Annotated in this window: 17 protein-coding genes; 7 read left to right on the top strand and 10 right to left on the bottom strand. The window is 76.9% G+C overall.

What is annotated here, in order from left to right; all coding sequences use genetic code 11:
- Nucleotides 1–4: 4 nt before the first annotated feature.
- Entirely contained in the window at nucleotides 5–382 is a 378-nt protein-coding gene (locus ACI8AC_RS20855) for a MarR family transcriptional regulator (protein WP_456899755.1), read from the bottom strand.
- Between the two features lie 17 nt (nucleotides 383–399).
- On the opposite strand from ACI8AC_RS20855, the gene ACI8AC_RS20850 reads away from it, so the two are divergent.
- Nucleotides 400–1,275, top strand: a complete 876-nt coding sequence (locus ACI8AC_RS20850) for an NmrA family NAD(P)-binding protein (protein WP_456899754.1) — start codon at nucleotides 400–402, stop codon at nucleotides 1,273–1,275.
- Entirely contained in the window at nucleotides 1,272–1,904 is a 633-nt protein-coding gene (locus tag ACI8AC_RS20845; RefSeq protein WP_456899753.1) for an NAD(P)-dependent oxidoreductase, read from the top strand. The genes ACI8AC_RS20850 and ACI8AC_RS20845 overlap by 4 nt, the downstream gene beginning before the upstream one ends.
- 153 nt (nucleotides 1,905–2,057) lie before the next feature.
- On the opposite strand, the gene ACI8AC_RS20840 is transcribed toward ACI8AC_RS20845, so the two are convergent.
- Nucleotides 2,058–2,855 carry a methyltransferase domain-containing protein gene (locus ACI8AC_RS20840; protein ID WP_456899752.1) on the bottom strand — a complete coding sequence of 266 codons (798 nt, stop codon included), beginning with the start codon at nucleotides 2,853–2,855 and terminating at the stop codon, nucleotides 2,058–2,060.
- A gap of 99 nt (nucleotides 2,856–2,954) precedes the next feature.
- Between ACI8AC_RS20840 and ACI8AC_RS20835 the strand changes: the two genes are divergently transcribed.
- Entirely contained in the window at nucleotides 2,955–4,040 is a 1,086-nt protein-coding gene (locus tag ACI8AC_RS20835; protein WP_456899751.1) for an aromatic acid exporter family protein, read from the top strand.
- A 28-nt stretch (nucleotides 4,041–4,068) separates the two neighbouring features.
- On the opposite strand, the gene ACI8AC_RS20830 is transcribed toward ACI8AC_RS20835, so the two are convergent.
- Nucleotides 4,069–5,619 carry a glycerol-3-phosphate dehydrogenase/oxidase gene (locus tag ACI8AC_RS20830; RefSeq protein WP_456899749.1) on the bottom strand — a complete coding sequence of 517 codons (1,551 nt, stop codon included), beginning with the start codon at nucleotides 5,617–5,619 and terminating at the stop codon, nucleotides 4,069–4,071.
- Nucleotides 5,620–5,635: 16 nt separating this feature from the next.
- Between ACI8AC_RS20830 and ACI8AC_RS20825 the strand changes: the two genes are divergently transcribed.
- The gene (locus ACI8AC_RS20825; protein ID WP_456899748.1) at nucleotides 5,636–7,348 is read left to right on the top strand and encodes an FAD-binding oxidoreductase; all 1,713 of its coding nucleotides are present in this window, start codon (nucleotides 5,636–5,638) and stop codon (nucleotides 7,346–7,348) included.
- A 280-nt stretch (nucleotides 7,349–7,628) separates the two neighbouring features.
- Here the strand turns inward: ACI8AC_RS20825 and ACI8AC_RS20820 are convergent, their stop codons facing one another.
- Entirely contained in the window at nucleotides 7,629–9,119 is a 1,491-nt protein-coding gene (locus ACI8AC_RS20820; protein ID WP_456899747.1) for an FAD-binding oxidoreductase, read from the bottom strand.
- Nucleotides 9,120–9,299: 180 nt separating this feature from the next.
- On the opposite strand from ACI8AC_RS20820, the gene ACI8AC_RS20815 reads away from it, so the two are divergent.
- Complete coding sequence (locus ACI8AC_RS20815; RefSeq protein WP_456899746.1) at nucleotides 9,300–12,689, top strand: BTAD domain-containing putative transcriptional regulator; 3,390 nt, start codon at nucleotides 9,300–9,302, stop codon at nucleotides 12,687–12,689.
- A gap of 46 nt (nucleotides 12,690–12,735) precedes the next feature.
- Here ACI8AC_RS20815 and ACI8AC_RS20810 read toward each other — a convergent pair whose 3' ends face one another.
- The 3 genes from ACI8AC_RS20810 to ACI8AC_RS20800 form a co-directional block, all read right to left on the bottom strand.
- Nucleotides 12,736–13,578: a DUF2182 domain-containing protein gene (locus tag ACI8AC_RS20810; RefSeq protein WP_456899745.1), complete on the bottom strand. Its 843-nt coding sequence runs from the start codon at nucleotides 13,576–13,578 to the stop codon at nucleotides 12,736–12,738.
- Nucleotides 13,579–13,639: 61 nt separating this feature from the next.
- Nucleotides 13,640–14,278 carry a DUF1326 domain-containing protein gene (locus tag ACI8AC_RS20805; RefSeq protein ID WP_456899744.1) on the bottom strand — a complete coding sequence of 213 codons (639 nt, stop codon included), beginning with the start codon at nucleotides 14,276–14,278 and terminating at the stop codon, nucleotides 13,640–13,642.
- 144 nt (nucleotides 14,279–14,422) lie between these two features.
- On the bottom strand, nucleotides 14,423–15,190 hold the full coding sequence (locus tag ACI8AC_RS20800) for an SDR family oxidoreductase (protein ID WP_456899743.1): 768 nt from the start codon (nucleotides 15,188–15,190) through the stop codon (nucleotides 14,423–14,425).
- Between the two features lie 188 nt (nucleotides 15,191–15,378).
- Here ACI8AC_RS20800 and ACI8AC_RS20795 point away from each other — a divergent pair, with 188 nt between their 5' ends.
- Together ACI8AC_RS20795 and ACI8AC_RS20790 are read left to right on the top strand one after the other, a co-directional pair.
- Complete coding sequence (locus ACI8AC_RS20795) at nucleotides 15,379–15,852, top strand: DUF7144 family membrane protein (protein WP_456899742.1); 474 nt, start codon at nucleotides 15,379–15,381, stop codon at nucleotides 15,850–15,852.
- A 36-nt stretch (nucleotides 15,853–15,888) separates the two neighbouring features.
- Nucleotides 15,889–17,115, top strand: a complete 1,227-nt coding sequence (locus ACI8AC_RS20790) for an arginine deiminase (RefSeq protein WP_456899741.1) — start codon at nucleotides 15,889–15,891, stop codon at nucleotides 17,113–17,115.
- A 136-nt stretch (nucleotides 17,116–17,251) separates the two neighbouring features.
- Here the strand turns inward: ACI8AC_RS20790 and araA are convergent, their stop codons facing one another.
- Genes araA through ACI8AC_RS20775 form a run of 3 tightly spaced genes read right to left on the bottom strand, consistent with a single transcriptional unit; the run spans nucleotide 17,252 to nucleotide 21,161 of the window.
- A complete protein-coding gene (gene araA / locus ACI8AC_RS20785; protein WP_456899740.1) occupies nucleotides 17,252–18,766 on the bottom strand; it encodes an L-arabinose isomerase in 1,515 nt (504 codons plus the stop codon).
- A gap of 11 nt (nucleotides 18,767–18,777) precedes the next feature.
- Nucleotides 18,778–19,461, bottom strand: a complete 684-nt coding sequence (locus ACI8AC_RS20780; protein ID WP_456899739.1) for an L-ribulose-5-phosphate 4-epimerase — start codon at nucleotides 19,459–19,461, stop codon at nucleotides 18,778–18,780.
- Nucleotides 19,458–21,161 (bottom strand): xylulokinase, encoded by a 1,704-nt coding sequence (locus ACI8AC_RS20775; protein ID WP_456899738.1) that lies wholly within the window; start codon nucleotides 21,159–21,161, stop codon nucleotides 19,458–19,460. Before ACI8AC_RS20775 ends, ACI8AC_RS20780 begins: the two co-directional genes overlap by 4 nt.
- Nucleotides 21,162–21,173 lie beyond the last annotated feature (12 nt).

Raw genomic sequence — 21,173 nt, 5'->3', positions numbered from 1 at the left:
GGCACTACCCGCGCCCAACCCCCCCGCCCGGCCCCCGGCGCCGCACCACCCGGCCGCCCCCCACCCCCCGCCCGCCGGGGGCCCACCCCCCCCCCCCCCCCCCCCGGGGGTCGGTGGCCGACGGCGCCCGCCGCACCATCCCCGCCTCGACCGCGCGGGAGACCAGCCGGCTGGCCGTCGAGTGGGTGACGCCGAGCGCGCCGGCCACCTCCACGACGCCGACCTCCCCGGCCGCGCGCCCCTCGGCCACGGCGAGGCACACCAGCAGCGTCGAGCCCTCGACGAGCGCGCCCTCGTGCTCGATGCCGGCCGGGGCGTCCCACATCCGCCGCAGCCGCAGCAGCGCGCGGTCCACCCGGACCAGGTCGGAGTCGTCGGCCACCCACCCTCCCCTACTGCATGTACCGTACATACGTGGTCGTGCTGGTCACCGGATCCTCCGGCACCGTGGGGCGGGCCGTCGTCGCCGAGCTGGCCGGCACCGGCACCGAGGTGCGCCGGGCGGTGCGGCCGCGCCCCGCGCCGGCGGCCGACGAGGTCGGCCTCGACCTCACCGACCCGGCCACCTGGGACGACGCCTTCGCGGGGGTCCGCACGCTGTTCCTGCTGCGGCCACCCGCGGTCGGGAACGTCCGCCGGGACCTGCTGCCCGCGGTGGCGGCGGCCCGCGACGCCGGGGTCCGCCACGTCGTGTTCCTCTCCCTGCAGGGCGCGGAGCGGCTGCGCGTCGTCCCGCACGCCACCGTGGAGCGCTGGCTGCGCGGCTCCGGGCTCGGCTGGACGTTCGTCCGGCCGTCCTTCTTCACGCAGAACCTCGCGACCACGCACGCGGCCGACATCCGGGACCGCGACGAGATCGTCGTCCCGGCCGGCGCGGGCCGCACCGCGTTCGTCGACGTCCGCGACGTCGCCGCGGTGGCCGCCGCCGCCTTGGCCGCCCCCGCCGCGCACCGCGGCCGCACCTGGACGGTGACCGGGCCCGAGGCGCTGGGCTACCTCGAGGTCGCCGGCGTGCTCACCGAGGTGCTCGGCCGGCGGATCACCTACCGCGACCCCGGCCCGGCCGGCTGGCTGCGGCACGCCCGGCGCGAGCTCGGCATGCCCCTCGGCATGGCCGCCGTGACCGCCGCGATCTACACGACCGCGCGGCTGGGGCTGGCCGCCGGGCTCACCGACGACGTCCGCACGGTCACCGGCCGGGCACCGGCCACCGTGCGGCAGACCCTCACCCGCGAACGCGCGGCGTGGGAACCCACCCCTGGAGGAGTGTCGTGAAGGTCGCCGTCCTCGGCGGCACCGGCCGCACCGGCCGGGCCGTCGTCGCCGAACTGCTCCGCCGCGGCCACGACGTGGCCGTGCTCGCCCGCGACCCCGCGAAGCTGGGGGACGCCGCCGCGTCGGTCCGCGTGGTCCGCAGCGACGCCCGGGACGCCGCGGCCCTGGCCGAGCTGACCGCCGGGGTCGACGCGGTGGTCTCGGCCCTGGGTCCGGTGGACAAGGACCCCACCCTGCACCGCGACACCGCCGCCGCGCTCGTGCCGGTGCTGCAGCAGGCCGGGGTGACCCGGTTCGTCGGCGTCTCCGGCGCCGGCATCGACGTGCCCGGTGACCGCAAGTCGCGCCGGGACCGGTTGATCTCGACGCTGATCCAGCGGCTGGGCGGGGCGGTGGTCGCCGACAAGCCCGCCGAGCACGCGCTGTTCGCCGCCAGCGACCTGGACTGGACGCTGGTCCGCCCGCCCCGGCTCACCGACGGCCCGGCCACCGGCCGCGTGGAGCACCACGCGTCGGAGTCCTGCCGGGGCACCCGGATCAGCCGGGCCGACCTGGCCGCCTTCCTCGTCGACTGCGTGGAGCAGCACCTCTACCCGCGCCGGGCGCCGCTGGTGGCCGCGGCCCGCTGACCGCGGGTCGGCGCCGCCCGAGCGCCCGCGTCGCTCCCGGCCGGTGAGCGCGGGAACGGGTGAGCGCGGGGAAGGAAGCCGTACCCCTGTCACGGGAGCCCTGACGTGGGCATGGCTTCCTCTCCCGCGGGGGCGGGGTGCAGCTCTCGCGGGTCACACCCGGATCAGCAGCTCGCCGTGCAGCATGCCGAGCCAGCCGTCGTCCGCGGCCGCCCACCGCCGCCACGCCGCGGCGACCGCCTCCAGCCGCTCCCGGTCGGCCAGCCCGTAGGCGACGGCCTGCTCGGCGAAGGACGACGCGGTCGCGCGGCCGGCCCACGACGTCCCCCACCACCCGCGCTCGGCGGGCGTGGCCCAGCACCAGGAGCTCGTGCTCGCGGTGACGTCGTGCAGGCCGGCGGCGTGCGCCCAGGCCAGCAGCCGGCGGCCGGCGTCGGGCTCCGCGCCGTTGCGGCGCGCCACCCGGGAGTAGAGGCCGAGCCAGTCGTCGAGGCCGGGGTCGGCGGGGTACCAGGTCACCGCCGCGTGGTCGACGTCCCGGACGGCGACCAGCCCGCCGGGCCGGCACACCCGGGCCATCTCGCGCAGCGCGGCCACGGGGTCGGTGAGGTGCTGCAGCACCTGGTGGGCGTGCACGACGTCGAACGAGCCGTCGGGGGCCTCCAGCGCGTAGACGTCCCCGACCGCGAACCGGACCGCCACGCCGGCCCGGTCGGCCAGCGCCCGGGCCTCGGCCAGCGGGTCCGGGGAGACGTCGAGCCCCACCACGCGCCCCGGTGCCACCCGCGCGGCGAGGTCCACCGTGATGCTGCCGGGGCCGCAGCCCACGTCGAGCAGGTCGAGCCCCGGGCGCAGGTGCGGCAGCAGGTACGCCGCGCTGTTCTCCGCGGTGCGCCACCGGTGCGAGGCCAGGACGGCGTCGGCGTGCCCGTGGGTGTAGGTGTCGGCCATGCCCGCAGCCTCCCGCATCGTGTCCACGTGGTGGAACGGCGTTCCCACTTAGTGAGACGCGGGGGTTCCGGCGACCCGCCCGCGGACATGCTCGACGGGGTGCCCGCACTGCTGCGCAACCCCGTGGTCCAGCAGGCGGTCCGGGCGGCGGTGGCCGCGGGGCTGGCCTGGCAGCTGGCCCTCCTGCTGCCGTCGCCGCTGTCGGACTACGCGTACTACGCACCGCTCGGCGCGATCATCGCCGTCCACCCGACCGTCGCCGACTCGGCCAGCGCCACCTGGCGCACCGTGCTGGCCATCGTGCTCGGCTCGGGCCTGGCGGTGGCGGTGTTCTGGGCGACGCAGCCCCTGCCGCGGGCACTGACCCTGACCCTGGTGGTCGTGCTCGCCGTCCTCGTGGAGCAGTGGCGGGTGCTGGGCGAGGGCGCCAGCTGGGTGCCCGTGGCCGCGGTGTTCATGCTGCTGCTCGGGGCCGGCGACCCGCTCGACTACGCGGTGGCCTACGCGGGGCTGGTGCTGCTCGGCGCCGCGCTCGGCGTGCTGGTCACCTACGCCTTCCCCCCGCTGCAGCTGACCAGCGCGACGACCGAGATCGACCGGACGCGGGCCCTGGTCGCCGAGCGGCTGGAGCGGGCGGCGGCCGAGCTGCGCACCGGCCGGTCCCCCACCCTCGACGAGGAGCAGCGCGCGGGCGCGGAGCTGGGCACCGCGCTCGACCGCATGCGCGACGCCGAGCGCACCGTCGAGCGGGCCCGCCGGGCCAACCCCCGGGAACGCCGGTGGCGGCGGTCGGCCGACCGGGTGCGGGAGGAGTCGCGGGCCCTGGACCGGGTCGCCGTCCTGCTGGACGACGTGACCACGCTGGTCGCCGAGTACGAGCCGCACCGCCGCGGCGGGGAGCAGCCGGACCTCGGCACCGCGACCCGGCTCGCCGACGCGCTCGACGGGCTGGCCGGGGTGGTGCGGACCCCGTACCACGACGTCGGCGGGGTCCGCCCCGACGACCGGGACCACCGGGTCCACGTGGCCAGCGACGCGCTCGACGCCCTCGTCGACCGGCTGCGGCGGACGACGGTCGACGACGACCCCGGCTACCTGGCGCTGTGCGCGGTGGCGGTCGGCATCCAGCGGGCGCTGCTGGCCCTCGACGCGCAGCGGGACCAGCCGGCCCCCGAGGAGACCTGACCGTGCGCACCCCGGGAGCCGGGGTCGGTCAGGCCCGCTCGGCCAGCACCGCCTCGGCCACGGGCACGGCGCGCTCGCGGTCGGCGGGCACCAGCCCCAGCCGCACCCGCCGGTCGAGCAGGTCGGCGACGGAGCGCGCCCCCTCGGCCCGGACGGCGAACCGCAGCTCCCCCACCGTCTCCGGCCGGCCCGGCACCACCGGCTCCTCCCCCAGCGCGGCCACGACCGGGGCCTCGGTGCCGTAGCGGGCCACCAGCCGCGGCGACGCGGCCACCCGGGCCAGCGCCACCCGGGGCGCGGCGCCGACCAGCGGCAGCCGGGGCGTCCGCGAGCGCGCCGCCCCGCGGCCCAGCCGGGCCACGACCGCGTCCACCGCCTCCTCGGCCATCGCGCGGTAGGTGGTCAGCTTGCCGCCGACGACGGTGAGGACCGCCCCGTCCCACGCCAGCAGGTGCCGGCGCGAGAGGTCGGCGGTTGCCGTGGCCCCCGGTGGGGTGCCGGGAGCGCGCTGCCCGCGCCCGCCGGGCAGCACCAGCGGCCGCAGCCCGGCGTAGGAGCCGAGGACGTCGGCCTCGGTGAGCGGGTCGGCCAGCACCCGGTTGACCGTGGCCAGCAGACGGGCGACCTCCTCCGGTGCCGGCCGCGGGTCGTCGTCCCCCACCGGGCCGGGGACCGGTTCGTCGGTCAACCCGAGGTGCACCAGCCCGCCCGGCTGCGGCAGCGCGAACACGTACCGGGACCGCGAGCCCGGCAGCGGCACGGTGAGCGCCGCCGGCGGCGAGCCCAGCCGTTCGGCGGGCAGGACCAGGTGCGAGCCCCGGGAGGGCAGCAGCCGCACGCCGGGCGCCAGGGTCGACGCCCACACCCCGGTCGCGTTGACCACCGCGCGGGCGCGCACCGGCAGCGCCTCGCCGTCGTCCATCTCGACGTGCACCGAGTCGCCGTCCACCGCCCGCACCGTCGCCCCGGTGAGCACGTGGGCGCCCAGGGACGCGGCGGTGCGGGTCAGCGCGACGACGAGCCGGGCGTCGTCGGTGAGCTGGCCGTCCCAGAAGACGACGCCGCCGCGCCGGCCGCGCACCGCCGGGGCCAGCCGGGCGGTCTCGGCCGGGCCGACCCGCCGGGTGCGCGGCAGCGACCCGCGACCGCCCATGACCGACGCGCGCACCGCGTCGCCGAGCCGCCCGCCGAGCGCGGCCAGCGCGGTGGCGTCCCGCCCGGCCACGTCCGGGACGAGGAAGGGCAGCGGGCGGACCAGGTGCGGCGCCGTCGTCCCCATGAGGACGGCGCGCTCCCGGGCGCTCTCCCGGGCCAGCCCGACCTCGCCGTGCGCCAGGTAGCGCAGCCCGCCGTGCACCAGCTTCGACGACCAGCGGCTGGTGCCGGCGGCGAGGTCGGCGCGCTCGAGCAGGACCACCGACAGCCCGCGGCTCGCGGCGTCCAGGGCCACGCCGGCCCCGGTCACCCCGCCCCCGACCACCACGAGGTCGACCGCCGCGCCCGCGACCGCGTCGAGGTCGGCGGCACGGCGGCGCGGGGAGAGGGCACCCGTTGCGGAGTCCGGGCCGACCGCCAGCACCCGGCAGACTGTAGCCGTGCCCGAGCAGCCCGAACTGACCATCCAGGGCTGGGGCCCGCCGGCCCGCCCCCGCGACGCGACGGTGCCGGCGAGCGGCGACGGCAGCGGCGAGGCGCGCACGCTGGAGCTGGCCCCCTACCCCGACCTCGCCGAGGTGCTGCCCAAGGCCGCGCGCCGGCACCTGGCCCGCGAGCTGGGCTGGACCCCGCGCACCACCCGCCCGGCGCCGCTGGAGGAGATCCGGCTGCCACCGTCCCGGCTGGCCGAGGGGTGCCGGCAGCGGCTGGTCGACCTGCTCGGCGAGGACGACGTCCGCACCGACCGGGAGGCGCGGCTGCGGCACGCCGGCGGGCGCAGCTACCTCGACCTGCTGCGCCGGCGCTCCGGCGACGCCTCCGACGCCCCGGACGCCGTGGTCACCCCGGCTGACACCGGGCAGACCGCGGCGCTGCTGGCGACCTGCAGCGAGATGGGCGTGGTCGTCGTCCCCTACGGCGGCGGGACCAGCGTGGTCGGCGGGCTGTCGGGCATCGACGTCGACGACCGCCCGTCGGTGTCGGTGGACCTGCGGCGGATGTCGTCCGTCCGCGAGGTCGACGTCCCCTCGTCGCTGGTCACCGTCGGGCCGGGCATGCGGGCCCCCGCCCTCGAGGACGCCCTGGCCGGGCACGGGCTGACCCTGGGCCACCTGCCGCAGAGCTACGAGTTCGCCACCCTCGGCGGGTACGCGGCGACCCGGTCGGCCGGGCAGGCCTCGACCGGGGTGGGCCGGTTCGACGACCTGGTGGCCGGGCTGACGCTGGCCACGCCGTCGGGGGTGCTGGAGCTGGGGTCGCCGCCGTCGTCGGCGGCCGGGCCGGACCTGCTGGGCCTGGCCCTGGGCTCGGAGGGCGCGCTCGGGGTGATCACCGAGCTGCGGCTGCGGGTGCGGCCCCGTCCGCGGGCGACCGCGTACGAGGGCTGGTCGTTCCGGACCTGGGCCGGCGGGCTGGCGGCGCTGCAGCGGCTGGCGCGGCACGACCTGCTGCCCGACGTCGTCCGGCTCTCCGACGGCGACGAGACGCGGGCGAACCTGCTCATGTCCTCGGGCGTGGGCGCCCGGGCGCTGCGCGGGTCGCTGCGGGCCCGGCGGCGCGGCGAGGGCTGCCTGCTCGTGGTCGGCTGGGAGGGGCTGCCGCCGCTGGTGCGGGCCCGGATGCGGGCCGCGGCGTCGGTGCTGCGCGACGGCGGCGCGGTCCGGCTGGGCAGCCGGGTCGGCGAGTCGTGGCGCAGGCACCGGTTCGGGGCGCCCTACCTGCGCGACTCGCTGCTCGACGCCGGGCTGCTGGTGGAGACGCTGGAGACGGCGGCCACCTGGACGGCGCTGCCCACCGTGTACGACGCCGTCCGCCGGTCGCTGCGGCAGGCCCTGGGGCGGCCGGACCGGCCGCCGCTGGTGCTGAGCCACGTGTCGCACGCCTACCCGACCGGCGCCTCGCTGTACGTGACCGTGCTGGCCGACCGGGACGACGCCCTGCCGCTGCAGCAGTGGCTGGGCGCCAAGCGGGCGGTCACCGACGCGCTCGTGGCCGCCGGTGGCACGCTCACCCACCACCACGGCGTGGGGGCCGACCACCGGCCGTGGCTGGAGCGCGAGATCGGCCCGCTGGGGGTGGAGGCGCTGCGCGCGGTCAAGGAGCGGCTGGACCCGAACGCGATCTGCAACCCCGGCGTCCTGCTCCCCGACTGACCGACCGCGTCCCGGCCGCGGCCGCGGGCGCCGACGATCAGGTCAGCTCACCGATGGGGGTCCTGGCTCACCACCGGTGGTGAGCCAGGACCCCCGATGACCAGGTCAGCTGATCATCGGTGAGCCCCCTCAGGTCCGCGGGTCCACGGCGGATCCGGAGGAGTCGGTGCCGGCCTCGTCGGCCGGGGGTCGGGGACGGGGCTCCGCGTCCCCGGGGTCGGGCGCTGCCACGGACCCCCGCCGGCGGCGCAGGGAGCGGGGCAGCCGCCGGGGACCCGGGTCAGCCACGCCCGGCCGGGACGGCGGGTGCCGGCGCGGCCGGGTCGAGGGCGTACCCGTGGGAGAAGACGCCCGCCGGGTCCACCGCGGCCTTGACCGCGAGCAGCCGCTCGGCGACGGCCGGCGGGTAGGCGGCGGCCACCTCGGCCGGGCCGCTGACCTCGCCGAGGAAGTTGACCATGCACCCGGGGGCGGCCCACGGCCGCAGCGCGGCGAGCACCCCCCGGCCGACGTGCGGCAGCACCTCGGCCAGCTCCGGTACCGCCGGGCCGAGCACGAGCACGGAGAAGGCGCTGCCCCGGCCGGCCACGGCGTCGGGCACCCTCGGCTGCCGGGCCAGCGCGCCGCCCATCAGCCGGATCTCGGCCATGACCAGCGGCACCTCGACCTGGGGGCCGACGCCGGCGAGGAAGGCGTCGACCGCCTCGGCGGGCAGCTCGGCCAGCAGCATGCCCTTCTCCCAGCCGGGCATCGGGTCCTTCGGGTCCATGTGGACGGCGTCCATCGCGGTGGCCGGCATCGGGCCGATCCCGCCGAGCAGCACCCGCCCGGCCGCGCGCACCGGCTCGACCAGCCGCTCGCCCTCCGCGAGGTCCGCGCCGCAGTACGCGTAACGCAGGTGGACGACGGTCTTCCCGCGCACCGGCTCGGGCAGCTCGTCGGCCGGGGGCAGCCGGAGGACGGCGATCGAGGTGGCCACCTCCTCGGGCAGCGCGGGCGCCCAGGTGCGCCAGGCGTGCAGGACGGCGGCGGCGTCCGCGGCGTCGAAGAACAGCCCGCCGCCGACGACCGTGCTCACCGGCACCAGCCCGAACTCCATCGAGGTGACGACCCCGAGGTTGCCCTTGCCCCCGCGGACGGCGAAGAACAGGTCGGGCTCGGTGTCGGCGGACACGGTGCGCAGCGCGCCGTCGGCGGTGACCAGGTCGACCGACAGCACGTGGTCGGCGGCGAACCCGAAGCGGCGGCCGAGCGAGCCGACGCCGCCGCCCAGGGTGTAGCCCACCACGCCGACGCCGGACGAGGACCCGCACAGCCCGGTGAGGCCGTGCTCGGCGGCGGCCGCGAGCACCTTGTCCCACGTCACGCCGGCCTCGACGCGGGCGGTGCGGCGGACCGGGTCGATGCTCACGCCCTGCATGCGGCGGGTGGTGACCAGCACGGCGCCGTCGGCGTTGCGGACCGGGCCGTGGCCCGTGGCCTGGACGGCGACCGTCCGGCCGTGCTCGACGGCCCAGGAGACGGCGGCGGCGACGTCGGCGGCGCAGGTGGCGCCCACCGCGACGGCGGGGGTGTGGGTGACGGCGACGTTCCAGGCGAACACCTCGGCGGCGAGGCCCTCGTCGCCGGCGGCGTAGACCGGGCCGTGCACGCGGCTGCGCAGCGCGTCGACGTCGGCGGCGCTGATGGCCGGCGGGGCGTCGGGGGCGGTGCGCGGGGCGGGGACGGTGTCGGCGGCGGGCGCGGTGCCGGTGGCGGGTGCCTGGGTCATGGCGGGCGTTTCCTCGCTGGACGGGCGCGGCGCTCTCGCCGCGGGCTTCTCGATCGGGACGCCGGGAGCGTGTCCGGCAGCACTTGACCCGCACTTGCAGCGCGCTTGAGCGCGGTTGCGGCACCGCACCGTGCCGGGATGCCTCCCGCGGACGGCCCCGACCTGGGAGGATCCCGCCTCGTGCGATACCGCGTCCTCGGGCCGCTCGAGGTCACGGGTCCCGCCGGCTCGCCGCTGGACGTCGGCGGCGCCAAGCCCCGGGCGCTGCTCGCCCTCCTGCTGGCCGAGGCCAACCGGGCCGTGGCCATCGACCGCATCGTGGCCACCCTGTGGGGCGACGAGCCACCGCCCACCGTCACCGGCACCCTGCAGGCCTACGTCTCCCACCTGCGCCGGGTGCTCGAGCCCGACCGCGGCCCGCGCGAGGCACCGAAGGTGCTGCTCACCCGCCCACCGGGCTACCTGCTGCAGGTCGACCCCGCCGACCTCGACACCCTCCGCTTCACCTCCCTGGTCGAGGAGGGCGACCGCGCCGTCGAGGCCGGCGACCCGCCCCGCGGCGTGGCGCTGCTGGACCGCGCGCTGGAGCTCTGGCGCGGCGAGCCGCTGCCCGAGCTCGGCGACACCCCGACCGCGGCCACCGACCGGCTGCGGCTGACCGAGCTGCACGTGCGCGCCCGGGAGCGGCGCTGCGACGCGCTGCTGGCCATGGGCCGGGCGGACTCGGCCGTCACCGACCTGCAGCACCTGGTCACCGAGCACCCGCTGCGCGAGCGGCTGTGGGCCCGCCTGGTCACCGCCCTCTACGCCGCCGACCGGCAGGCCGACGCCCTCGACGCGCTGCGTCGCTGCACCGAGCTGCTGCGCGACGAGCTGGGCATCGACCCCGGCCCGGAGCTGCGCGACCTGGAGCGGGCGGTGCTCACCCAGGACCCGAAGCTGACCGAGCGGCTGCCCCGCCCGGTGCTCTCCGTCGTCCCCCCGCCCGCGCCGGTGCCCGCCGCCGCCCCGGGCGCCGAGACCCTGGTCGGCCGCGAGCCGGAGCTGGCCCACCTGCGCGCCGCCACCGAGGCCGCGGCCGCCGGGCGGGCCGGCGTCGTCGTCCTCGGCGGGGAGGCCGGGATCGGCAAGACGCGGCTGGCCGAGGCCGCCGCCGACGCCGGCCGGGCGGCCGGCTGGTCGGTCGCCTGGAGCCGCTGCGCGGACGACGCCGGGGCCCCGCCGCTGTGGCCGTGGACCCAGGTGCTCGAGCAGCTGGGCCAGGCGCAGCTGGACCCGCTGCCCGAGGAGGCCGACGCCGACGCCGCCCGGTTCCGGCTGTTCCAGGACCTCCGCGCCCGGCTGACCGCGGCGGCCACCCGCCCGGTGCTCGTCGTCCTCGACGACCTGCAGGGCGCCGACACCACCTCGGTGCAGCTGCTGGGCCTGCTCGCCCGCCACCTGCCGCGGGCGCCGCTGCTGGTGGTGGTCACCGTCCGGACGGTCGGCGAGGACCTGCCGGAGGCGGTCACCGACTGCCTGGCCCGGCTGGCCCGCGAGCCCGCCGCCAGCCGGCTGCGCCTGGCGGGCCTGTCCACCGACGCGGTCGCCGCGCTCATGGCCGGCCCGCTCGGCTCGGTCGGCGACCGCACCCTCGCCGCGGCGGTGCACGACCGCACCGCCGGCAACCCGTTCTTCGTCGTCGAGCTGGCCCGGTGGATGGCCGGCGCCCGCGACCTGCACCTGGACCGGGTGCCGGTGCCGCCGTCGGTCGGTGAGGTGCTGCGCGGCCGGCTGGGCCGGCTGCCGGCGGGCACCCGGCAGGTGCTGGAGCTCGCCGCGGTCGCCGGCCGTGAGGTGCCGCTGGACCTCCTGGAGGCCGCCGGCGTGGACGCCGAGGAGGCCCTGGCCGCCCTGGACGGCGCGCTGGCCGCGGGCCTCGTGGTCGAGGGCACCCACCCGTGGACCTGGCGGTTCGCCCACGCGCTCGTGCAGGAGGTGCTGCACGAGGACCTCCCCCGGCTGCGCCGCGCCCGCCTGCACGCGCGGGTCGCCGCCGCGCTGGAGCAGCGGGCCGGCGGGCGCCCCGACGACACGCTGGTCGAGCGGCTGGCCCACCACGCCGTCGAGGCGGTGCCGGTGACCGGCCCGGACGCGGCCCGGCGCTGGTCCACCGAGGCCGCGCGGATCGCCCGGGCCCGGCTGGCGCACGGCGAGGCCGCCGCCCACCTGCGCCGCGCCCTGTCGCTGCTCGACCCCACCGCCCCCGACGCCGCCCGCACCCGCCACGACCTGCTCACCACCCTGGGCAACGACCTGCTGCGCAGCGGCTCGCGCACCGAGGCCCGGGAGGTGGTCGCCGAGGCCATCGCCGTCGCGCGGGAGCTGGACGACCGCCGCTGCCTGCTGGAGTCCGCCGCGGTGTGGGGCTCGCCGACGCTGTGGAACTGGCGGCCGCACGGCGTGGTGGACGACGAGATGGTGGCCCTGCTGGAGGACCTCCTCGCGCACGCCGACGACATCGCGCCGGAGGCCACCCCCGTGGAGCGCGACCGGCTCACCGCCCGCCTGCTGGGCACCCTGGGCGTGGAGCTGGCGTTCAGCGCCGACCTGCAGCGGGGCCCGCGGTACGCGCAGCGGGCGGTCGAGCTCGCGCGGGCCGTCGGCGACGCCGACCTGCTGGGCCGCACGCTGAACAACTACTCCCTCGCCGTGTGGGGCCGCCCCGGCGCCGCCGAGCTGCGCCTGGCGGCCACCGACGAGGCGCTCGGGCTGGCCGGGCGCGGGCTGCCGCGGCGCACCGAGTTCTACGCCCGGCTGCACCGGGCGGCGATCCGGCTGCACCTGGGCGACCTGCGCGGCTTCGAGGCCGACATGGACGCCGGCCGCCGGCTGTCGATCTCCATCTCCGGGCCGGAGGTCCGCCCGCACGTGCTCTGGCAGCAGGCCGGGGCGGCCTGGCTGCGCGGGGACGCCGCGCGCGCCGAGGAGCTGACCACCGAGGCCTACGAGCTCTACCGCAGGGTCACGCCGCACGCCCGGCACGCGTACGCGGCGCACCAGTTCACCCTGCGCCGGGGCGACCACCGCCTGCCCGAGGCGATCGACCTGCTCGTCGAGACCGGCGACGAGGGCAACCCGCTGCTGCAGCTCATGGCCGTGGTGGCGGCCGCCGAGTCCGGGGACCCCGCCGAGGCCCGGCGGCTGCGCAAGCGGTGGGGGCAGGCCCAGGTGCGCGACTGGGCCAGTGACGTGGCCACCCTGCTGCAGGCCGAGGTCGCGCTGCACATCGGCGACGAGCCGGAGATCGAGATGGCCACCGTGCAGCTGCACCCGTTCCGTGGCCGGCAGGCGGTGCTCGGGACGCCGTCGTTCAGCCTCGGCGCCTACGACGAGCTGCTCGGCCGGATCGCCGAGCGCACCGGCGACACCGTGGCCGCCCGCGAGTTCTGGCTGGGCGCGCAGCGGCAGGGCCGGCTGGTCGGCTCGCCGCACCAGGTGGCGCTGGCCGGGTCGCACCTGGCGCGGGTGCCCGAGGAGACCGCCCGCCGTCCCCGGCGCCGCCGGGCCAGCACCCCGCAGTCGGCCTGACCGGGCCGCGGCGCCCCGGGCAGCCGGCGCCGGCCGCCCGGTGACGTCACATGGCCCGGCCCGGCCCCGTGCCGCCTGCGACGGCCTCGAGCAGCGAGGGCTCGACGAGGACGGCGATGCCGGTGACGACGAGGGTGGTGCCGACCACCCTCGTCAGCGCCACCCCGTGCCGCCACACCTTCTCCGCGAGGAAGACGACCGTGAGGACGGCCATCCACACCAGGTTCATCAGCCCGACGACGAACAGCACCGCCATCAGCGCCCAGCAGCACCCGGCGCAGTACAGCCCGTGGGATGCGCCGACCCGGGCGGCTGCCCGGTGACCGCCGCCGAAGTCGTGGGTGGCCAGGAAGGTCAGCGGACTGCGACAGGCCCGCAGGCACGTGTCCTTCCAGCGGCTGAACTGGTAAGCGCCGGCGACGACCAGGACCGCTCCGGCTCCCCGGGCCACCCACGCCGACGGCTCCGCCACCTGGCGGAAGCCGACGAGGACCAGGAACGGCACGATCCCCAGGAACACCCAGACCGCGAGGTAGCCACCGGCGAACACGATGGTCGGCAGCCGGCCGGTCCCGCGCCGCCGCATCACCATGCGGTGCACGGCGACGACCGGGGCGACGGTCGGGAACATCATCGCCACCATCATCGCGGTCCACATCGAGAAGAAGAGTGCCGCTCCCATCTCGAAGGGCATGGCCCGGCCGACGTCGGCCAGGCCGTCGACCATCGAGGTCATGCCGCCGGCGCGGTCGACCGTCACCCACCAGGCCGCCGCCGCCAGACCGAGCAGCACGACCGCCGTGCCCCCGAGGGTGCGGCGTTCCACGTCCCGGTACGACCACCGCGGGTCTTCGCCGCTCCGCGCGGCGCCGTACGGCACCGTCGCCATCGCTCCCCCTCCCGAGACCGGGTGGCCCGGTGGGCACCGGCCCACCGGGCCGCGGAACCCCTCAGGCGAACCTGCCCGCTGCGTTCGCCGGTGCCATGCGGTTCTCGCTCGACCACTCGACCTCGGAGTAGTACGCGTTGTTGCCGGCGTGGTCGAAGGAGACGCCGTCCGCCGACACCCGGTTGGCCGAGCTGGTGCCGATGAGCCCGTCGGTGAAGATGAAGCCGCCCGGGAGCACCATGTGGGCCTCGTGCTTCTCGCCCGTCACCGGGTTGGTGAAGCTCTGCAGCCGGATGTCGACCTTGTCCGCGACGCGGATGCGCGAGTCCGTCCCGGCGTCCTCGATCTCGACGGTCTCGAAGAAGGGGCCGTGCAGCTCGGTCAGGGTCGAGGCCAGGATCTCCCACGGGAGCCCTGGATCCTCGGCGGTCAGGATGGGGACGAGCGCCTGGCGCTGCTCCTCGTCGGCGTCGATGAACACGGCTGCCCTGCCGTTGCCCTCGTGGATGGCGCCGGGCCACTGGACCCCGATGGCCACCTTGGCACCGGCGAGGTCCACGCCGTCCCGCTCGCCCTCCACCACGTGGAAGGCGACGCTGCCCTCACAGAAGCCGTGCGTCGGGAAACCGCTCATATTGCACGGACACCCGTACGCGCAGTTGCATGCCTCGTAGTACCTGGCCTTGATCCGCCACGACATCGCTACCCCCTGGCAGTCCTTCTGCCGGGCCCGTCCGCGCGGCCGCAGGCCGGCGGATCGCCGGGCCCTGCCTGACGGGCTGCCGGTGCTGACGCCGGCGACCCGTGTCTCAAGGCTAGGCCCGGGAGCGGCGTCGGGGAAGCGCTACAGGGTGGTTGCCCGGCCGCCGTCGACCGGGATGACCGCGCCGGTGACGTAGGCGCCGGCCCGGCTGGCCAGGTACACGACGACGCCGGCCATGTCGTCGGGGCGGCCGATCCGGCCCAGCGGCGAGGAGGCGGCGATCTCGTCCCCGTGCGCGGCCAGCGTGGCCGCCATCATCTTGGACTCGAACGGCCCCGGCGCGACGGCGTTGACGGTGACCCGCTTCGGCCCGAGCTCGCGGGCCAGCACCCGGGTCAGCTGGTGCACGCCGGCCTTGCTCGCCGAGTACGAGTAGGTGGGCAGCGAGGGCACGTGCAGCCCGTCGATGCTGCCCACGTTGACCACCCGCGCCGGGTCGTCGTCGCTCGCCGCGGCCTCCAGCAGCGGCAGGCAGGCGCGGGTGAGGAAGAACGGGGCCTTGAGGTTGAGGTCGAGCACCTTGTCCCAGGCCGAGGCGGGGAACTCGGCGAACGGCGCGCCCCAGGTGGCACCGGCGTTGTTGACCAGCACGTGCAGCCGCTCCTCGCGGGCGGCGACCTCGGCGGCCAGCCGCCGGCACTCGTCCTCGGTCGAGACGTCGGCCGGGATCGACTCGACCCGCCCGAACGCCGCGAGCTCGGCGGCCGCGGCCTCGCCGGCCTCGGGCTTGCGCGAGCTGATGTACACCGAGGCCCCGGCCTGCAGCAGCCCGCGGGCCATCATGAGGCCGATGCCGCGGGTCCCCCCGGTCACCAGGGCCACCTTGCCGGTCAGGTCGAACAGGTCCACGCCGTCTCCAGGTCCACGCCGTCTCCTCACCCGGGCGGACACCGTCGTCCCCCGGCCCGCGGACCCTATCCGGACCGGTCGCGGATCGTCCGCGCGGTAGGAGGCGGGCGCCGACGGGCCGGGCCGACGCTGCCCGGGACCACCTCGCCACCAGGACTCACCACCAGGACCCACCACCAGGAGGAGCGATGGCAGCACAGGGCACGCCCCAGCCGGGCCGGGAGGCGAACTGGCAGGCGCAGGCGGGGATCGGCACCTACGGCGCGGGCGGGGACCGGGCGGGCTGGGCGGCGTACCTGGTCTTCGCGGCGGTGATGCTGTGCGTGGTCGGCGTCTTCGCCGTGCTGCAGGGCCTCACCGCGCTCCTCGACGAGGACTTCTACGCCGTGACCCGGCGCGGGCTGGTGGTCAGCGCCGACTTCGAGGTCTGGGGCTGGTTCCACCTGGCGCTCGGGGTGGTCGCCGTCCTCACCGGCTGGGGGTTGACCCTCGGCACCGTGTTCGCCCGGCTGGCCGGCATCACCGTCGCCGTCCTCGTCATCATGGCGAACCTGGCGTTCCTGCCCGCCTACCCGTGGTGGTCGGTCCTGATGATCGCCTTCAACGTCCTGGTCATCTACGCGATCACGGTGCACGGCGACGAGGTCCGCACCGCCCGGTGACCGGCCGGCGGGGCGGCCCTGTGCCAGCCTTCCGGCATGGACCCCGCCCCCCTCGGCGCGACCAGCGAGGTCGGCCGGCTGCGCACCGTCGTGCTGCACCGCCCCGGCGCCGAGCTGCGCCGGCTCACCCCGCGCAACAACGACCAGCTGCTCTTCGACGGCGTGCCCTGGGTGAAACGGGCGCAGGAGGAGCACGACGCCTTCGCCGCCGCGCTCACCGACCGCGGGGTCGAGGTGCTGCACCTGGACCGGCTGCTCGCCGAGGTCCTCTCCTTCCCCGCCGCCCGAGCGGAGCTCATCGCCGCGGCCGTCGACGACCCGCGGCTGGGCGCCACCCTGCAGCGGGCGACCCGCGACCACCTGGCCGGCCTGGCCCCCGAGGACCTCGCGACCGCGCTGGTCGCCGGCCTCGCGCACGACGAGCTGCCCGGTGGCCGCGGGCTGGCCTACGAGGTCATGGACCGCGGCGAGTTCGTCGTCCCCCCGCTGCCCAACCTGCTGTTCACCCGCGACTCCTCGGTGTGGGTGGGCGACCAGGTGGCGGTCACCTCGCTGGCCATGCCGGCCCGGCACCGGGAGAGCACCATCACCGCCGCCGTGTACGCCCACCACCCGCGCTTCGCCGGCTCCGAGCAGCTCTACGACGCGTCCCTGGAGCACCTCGAGGGCGGGGACGTGCTGCTGCTGGCCCCGGGGGTGGTCGCCGTGGGGGTCGGCGAGCGGACCACGCCCGGCGGGGCCGAGCGGCTGGCCCGGCGCCTGTTCGCCCGGGGGCTGGCGCACGCGGTGCTCGTCGTCCCGATCGCCCAGCAGCGGGCGACCATGCACCTGGACACCATCGCGACGATGGTCGACGTCGACGCGATGGTCATGTACCCGGCGGTCGCCGACTCGCTGGTCGCCTGGACGGTCACCGCCGGGGAGTGCGGAGCCGGGCCGGTGGACGACGACGGCACCGACCTCGCCGTCCGCGGGCCCGAGCCGTTCCTGCGGGCCGCGGCCGCCGCGATGGGCATCGACCGGCTGCGGGTCATCGACACCGGCCTGGACCCGGTGACCGCCGAGCGCGAGCAGTGGGACGACGGCAACAACACCCTGGCGCTCGCGCCGCGGCTGGCCGTGGCCTACGAGCGCAACACCGTCACCAACGCCGCGCTCGAGGCCGCCGGCATCGAGGTGGTCCGCATCGCCGGCTCCGAGCTCGGCAGCGGCCGCGGCGGGCCCCGGTGCATGTCCTGCCCCATCGCCCGCGACCCGGTCTGACCCCCACCTCACCCGCCTGCGGCCCTGCTCCGGCCACCCCGCCCGGGCGGTGATCATGGGCACCTCGCCGGCCGTCACGGCGTGTCGGCGCGTGTCCCCGGCAAGAAGCCCATGATCAACGCGGTGACGGGGTGCCCTACAGCCCCCCGGCCAGGCGGTGGTAGGCGGCGCTCCAGCGCAGCTCCTGAGCCAGCGACCGCCGCGTGGTGCCGGCGTCGATGAGCACCAGCTCCGTGGAGAACACCTCGGCCAGGTCGGTGAGCTCGTCGGCGCCCAGCTGGGTGGAGAGCACCGTGTGGTGCGGCCCACCGGCCGACAGCCAGCCCTCGGTCGCGGTGGCGAAGTCCGGCCGCGGCTGCCACACCGCCCGCGCCACGGGCAGGTTCGGCAGCGGCTCGTCGGGCTCGACGACGTCGATCTCGTTCGCCACCCAGCGGAACCGGTCGCCCAGGTCGCACCAGCCGACCACCACACCGGCGGCCGGGGCGGCGGTGAACACCAGCCGGGCGGGGTCCTCGCGGCCGCCGATGCCCAGCGGGTGGACCTCCAGCCGGGGCCGCTCGGTGGTGATGGTCGGGCAGACCTCGAGCATGTGCGCGCCGAGGACCTTCGGGCTGTCGCCCTCCAGGTGGTAGGTGTAGTCCTCCATGAAGGAGGTGCCGCCGGGCAGGCCGTGCCCGGCGACCTTGAGCACGTGCAGCAGCGCCGAGGTCTTCCAGTCGCCCTCGCCGCCGAAGCCGTAGCCGTCGGCCATCAGCCGCTGGACGGCGAGGCCCGGGAGCTGGCGCAGGCCGCCGAGGTCCTCGAAGTTCGTGGTGAAGGCGCCGAAGCCCCCGTCCTCCAGGAAGCTGCGCAGCGCCGCCTCGACCCGCGCCTGGTACCGCACGCTCTCGTGCCGCTCGCCCCCGGGGCGCAGGTCGGCGTCCATGTCGTAGAGGTCGCCGTACTCCTCGACCAGCGCGTCGACGGCCTTGCCCTCGACCGCCTCGACCACCTGGACGAGGTCGTTGACGCCCCAGGTGTTCACCGAGACGCCGAAGCGGATCTCGGCCTCCACCTTGTCCGACTCGGTCACCGCGACGTTGCGCATGTTGTCGCCGAAGCGGGCCAGCTTCAGCGACCGCGCGGCGGCGGCACCGGCGGCCGCGCGCACCCAGGAGCCGACGCGGGCCTGCACCCGCGGGCTGGAGACGTGGCCGGCGACCGTCGTCCGCGGCTGGCGCAGCCGGGTGAGGATGAACCCGTACTCCCGGTCGCCGTGCGCGGCCTGGTTGAGGTTCATGAAGTCCATGTCGATCGTCGCCCACGGCAGGGCGGCGTCGGCCTGGGTGTGCAGGTGCAGCAGCGGCCTGCGCAGCGCGTCCAGCCCGGCGATCCACATCTTCGCCGGGGAGAAGGTGTGCATCCAGGTGATGACGCCGAGGCAGGCCGGGTCCTCGTTGGCCTCCCCCATCGCGCGGCGGATCGCGCCGGCGTCGGTGAGCACCGGCTTCCACACCACCCGGGCCGGCACCGCGTCGGACGCCTCGAGCGCGGCGGCCACCCGCTGGGACTGCCCGGCGACCTGCTGCAGGGTCTCCTCGCCGTAGAGCCCCTGGCTGCCGGTCAGGAACCAGACCTCTGCCCCGGCGTAGGGGTCCGTGCGCGTCACAGCTGCCTTCCTCACTGTCCGTAGACGTTCTGGTAGCGGGCGTAGAGCGAGTCGACGTCGGCGCGCGCGATGTGCAGGGGCTCGCCGAGCTGGCGGGACAGGTGCACCGTCCGGGCGACGTCCTCGGTCATGACGGCGGCCTTCACGGCGGCCTTGGCCGACGGGCCGACGGTGAACACGCCGTGGTTGCGCATCAGCACCGCCGGGGACCGGGAGCCGGCGAGCGTCTCGACGATCCCGCGGCCGATCGAGTCGTCCCCGATGAGCGCGAACGGGCCCACGGGGACCGGCCCGCCGAACTCGTCGGCCATCGCGGTGAGCACGCACGGGATCTCCTCCGCGCGGGCCGCCCACGCGGTGGCGTAGGGGCTGTGGGTGTGCACCTGGCCGTTGACCTCGGGCATGTGCCGGTAGACGTAGGCGTGCGCGTCGGTGTCGCTGGAGGGCTTCTTCACCCCGTCGACGGCGTTGCCGTCGAGGTCGCAGACGGTGACCCCCTCCCAGGTCAGCTCGTCGTACTCGACGCCGCTGCCCTTGATGACGAACAGGTCCTCGCCCGGGACCCGCTCCGAGACGTTGCCCGACGTCCAGGTCACCAGGTCGTAGCGGGTCAGGTAGGTGTGCAGCGCGGCGACGTGCTCGCGCTGCGCGCGGTGGGTGCCGCGCTCGGTGCGGGCGGGGACGGTGGCGCTCACGCGGGCAGCTCCTCGGTCGTGGTGGACGGCATCGGGGCGGACGGCACGGGGTCGACGTCCGCGGTGGGCGGCGCGGCCCGCCGGGAGCCGATCGCCACGGAGTCCACGGCGGCCCGCTCGACCGGGAGCGCGGCGACGTAGCGGCGCATGAACGCGTCGAAGCCGGCGACGTCCCGCGGGTCGGGGTCGGCCGTCTGCAGGCTCGTGCCGGTGAAGACGACGGTGTCCAGGTAGTCGGCCAGGCCCTGCTCCGGGGAGCGCCGGGTGGCGAAGGCGGCGAGGACGGCCATGCCCCAGGCGCCGCCCTCGGCCGCGACGTCCCCGACGGAGACCGGCGTGTCGATCGCCGCGGCCAGGAAGCGCTGCGCCACACCCCGGGTCTTGAACAGGCCCCCGTGGGCGAACATCCGGTCCAGGCGCACGCCCTCGGTCTGCAGCAGCACGTCCATGCCGATCCGGAGCGTGGCCAGGGAGGCGAACAGCTGGGTCCGCACGAAGGTGGCGAGGTCGAACCGGCTGTCCGGGGACCGCAGGAAGAGCGGCCGCCCCTCCTCGAAGCCGGTGATCGGCTCGCCGGAGAGGTAGTTGTATGCGAGCAGCCCGCCGCAGTCGTCGGCACCGTCGAGCGCGGCGGCGAACAGGGTCTCGAAGACCGCCGGCGGGTCGGCCGGGGCGCCGATCGCGCGGGCGAACTCGGCGAACAGCCCGACCCACGCCTCCAGCTCGCTGGCGCCGTTGTTGCAGTGCACCATCGCCACCGGGTCCCCGGCGGGCGTGGTGACCAGGTCGAGCTCGCGGTGCACCCCGCCGAGCGCGTGCTCGAGCACCACCATGGCGAAGACGCTGGTCCCGGCCGAGACGTTGCCGGTGCGCGGCGCGACCGAGTTGGTGGCGACCATCCCCGTCCCCGCGTCGCCCTCCGGCGGGCAGACCGGGGTGCCGGGACGCAACCGCCCGGTGGGGTCGAGCAGCCGCGCCCCCGCCTCGGTCAGCGTGCCTGCGGGCCGGCCGGCACGAGCGATCGCCGGCAGCAGGTCCGCGAGGGTCAGCTCCGCCCCCGCCTCGGCCGCGAGCCGGTCGAACCGGGTCAGCATCGCGGTGGACCACCCGCCGGTGCCGCTGTCGACCGGGAACATGCCGCTGGCGTCGCCGATGCCGAGGACCCGCTGGCCGGTGAGCTGCCAGTGCACGTAGCCGGCCAGGGTCGTCAGGTGGCCCAGCCGACCGACGTGCTCCTCGCCGTCCAGGATCGCCTGGTAGAGGTGGGCGACGCTCCAGCGGTGCGGGATGTTGTGGCCGAACTCCGCGCTGAGCCGCTCGGCCGCTCGCCCCGTGTTGGTGTTCCGCCAGGTGCGGAACGGCGTGAGCAGCTCGCCGTCGGCGTCGAACGCCAGGTAGCCGTGCATCATCGCCGACACCCCGAGCGCGCCGACGCCGGCCAGCTCCACCCCGTGGCGCCGCCGCACGTCGTCGGCCAGGGCCGCGACGCTCTCCCGCACGCCGGTCCAGACGGCGTCCAGGGAGTACGTCCACAGCCGGTCCACGAGCTGGTTCTCCCAGTCGTGGGTGCCGACGGCGAGCGCGGCGTGGTCCGGCCCGATCAGCACGGCCTTGATGCGGGTCGACCCCAGCTCGATCCCCAGGGCCGTGCGACCCGCGGTGATCGCCGCACCCGGGGGCATGCCGGCGTCCGTCGTCATGTCAGGAGAGCC

It is taken from the genome of Geodermatophilus sp. SYSU D00758, from assembly GCF_054049955.1.
Note: the sequence above shows the minus strand (reverse complement) of the source record. Positions and strands in the feature narration are given on the sequence as shown.

Coding starts and splice junctions, on each gene's coding strand:
- ACI8AC_RS20850 (WP_456899754.1), top strand. CDS start 400: ATGTACCGTACATACGTGGTCGTGCTGGTCACCGGATCCTCCGGCACC.
- ACI8AC_RS20840 (WP_456899752.1), bottom strand. CDS start 2,855: ATGGCCGACACCTACACCCACGGGCACGCCGACGCCGTCCTGGCCTCG.
- ACI8AC_RS20820 (WP_456899747.1), bottom strand. CDS start 9,119: ATGACCCAGGCACCCGCCACCGGCACCGCGCCCGCCGCCGACACCGTC.
- ACI8AC_RS20810 (WP_456899745.1), bottom strand. CDS start 13,578: ATGGCGACGGTGCCGTACGGCGCCGCGCGGAGCGGCGAAGACCCGCGG.
- ACI8AC_RS20805 (WP_456899744.1), bottom strand. CDS start 14,278: ATGTCGTGGCGGATCAAGGCCAGGTACTACGAGGCATGCAACTGCGCG.
- ACI8AC_RS20795 (WP_456899742.1), top strand. CDS start 15,379: ATGGCAGCACAGGGCACGCCCCAGCCGGGCCGGGAGGCGAACTGGCAG.
- ACI8AC_RS20790 (WP_456899741.1), top strand. CDS start 15,889: ATGGACCCCGCCCCCCTCGGCGCGACCAGCGAGGTCGGCCGGCTGCGC.
- ACI8AC_RS20775 (WP_456899738.1), bottom strand. CDS start 21,161: ATGACGACGGACGCCGGCATGCCCCCGGGTGCGGCGATCACCGCGGGT.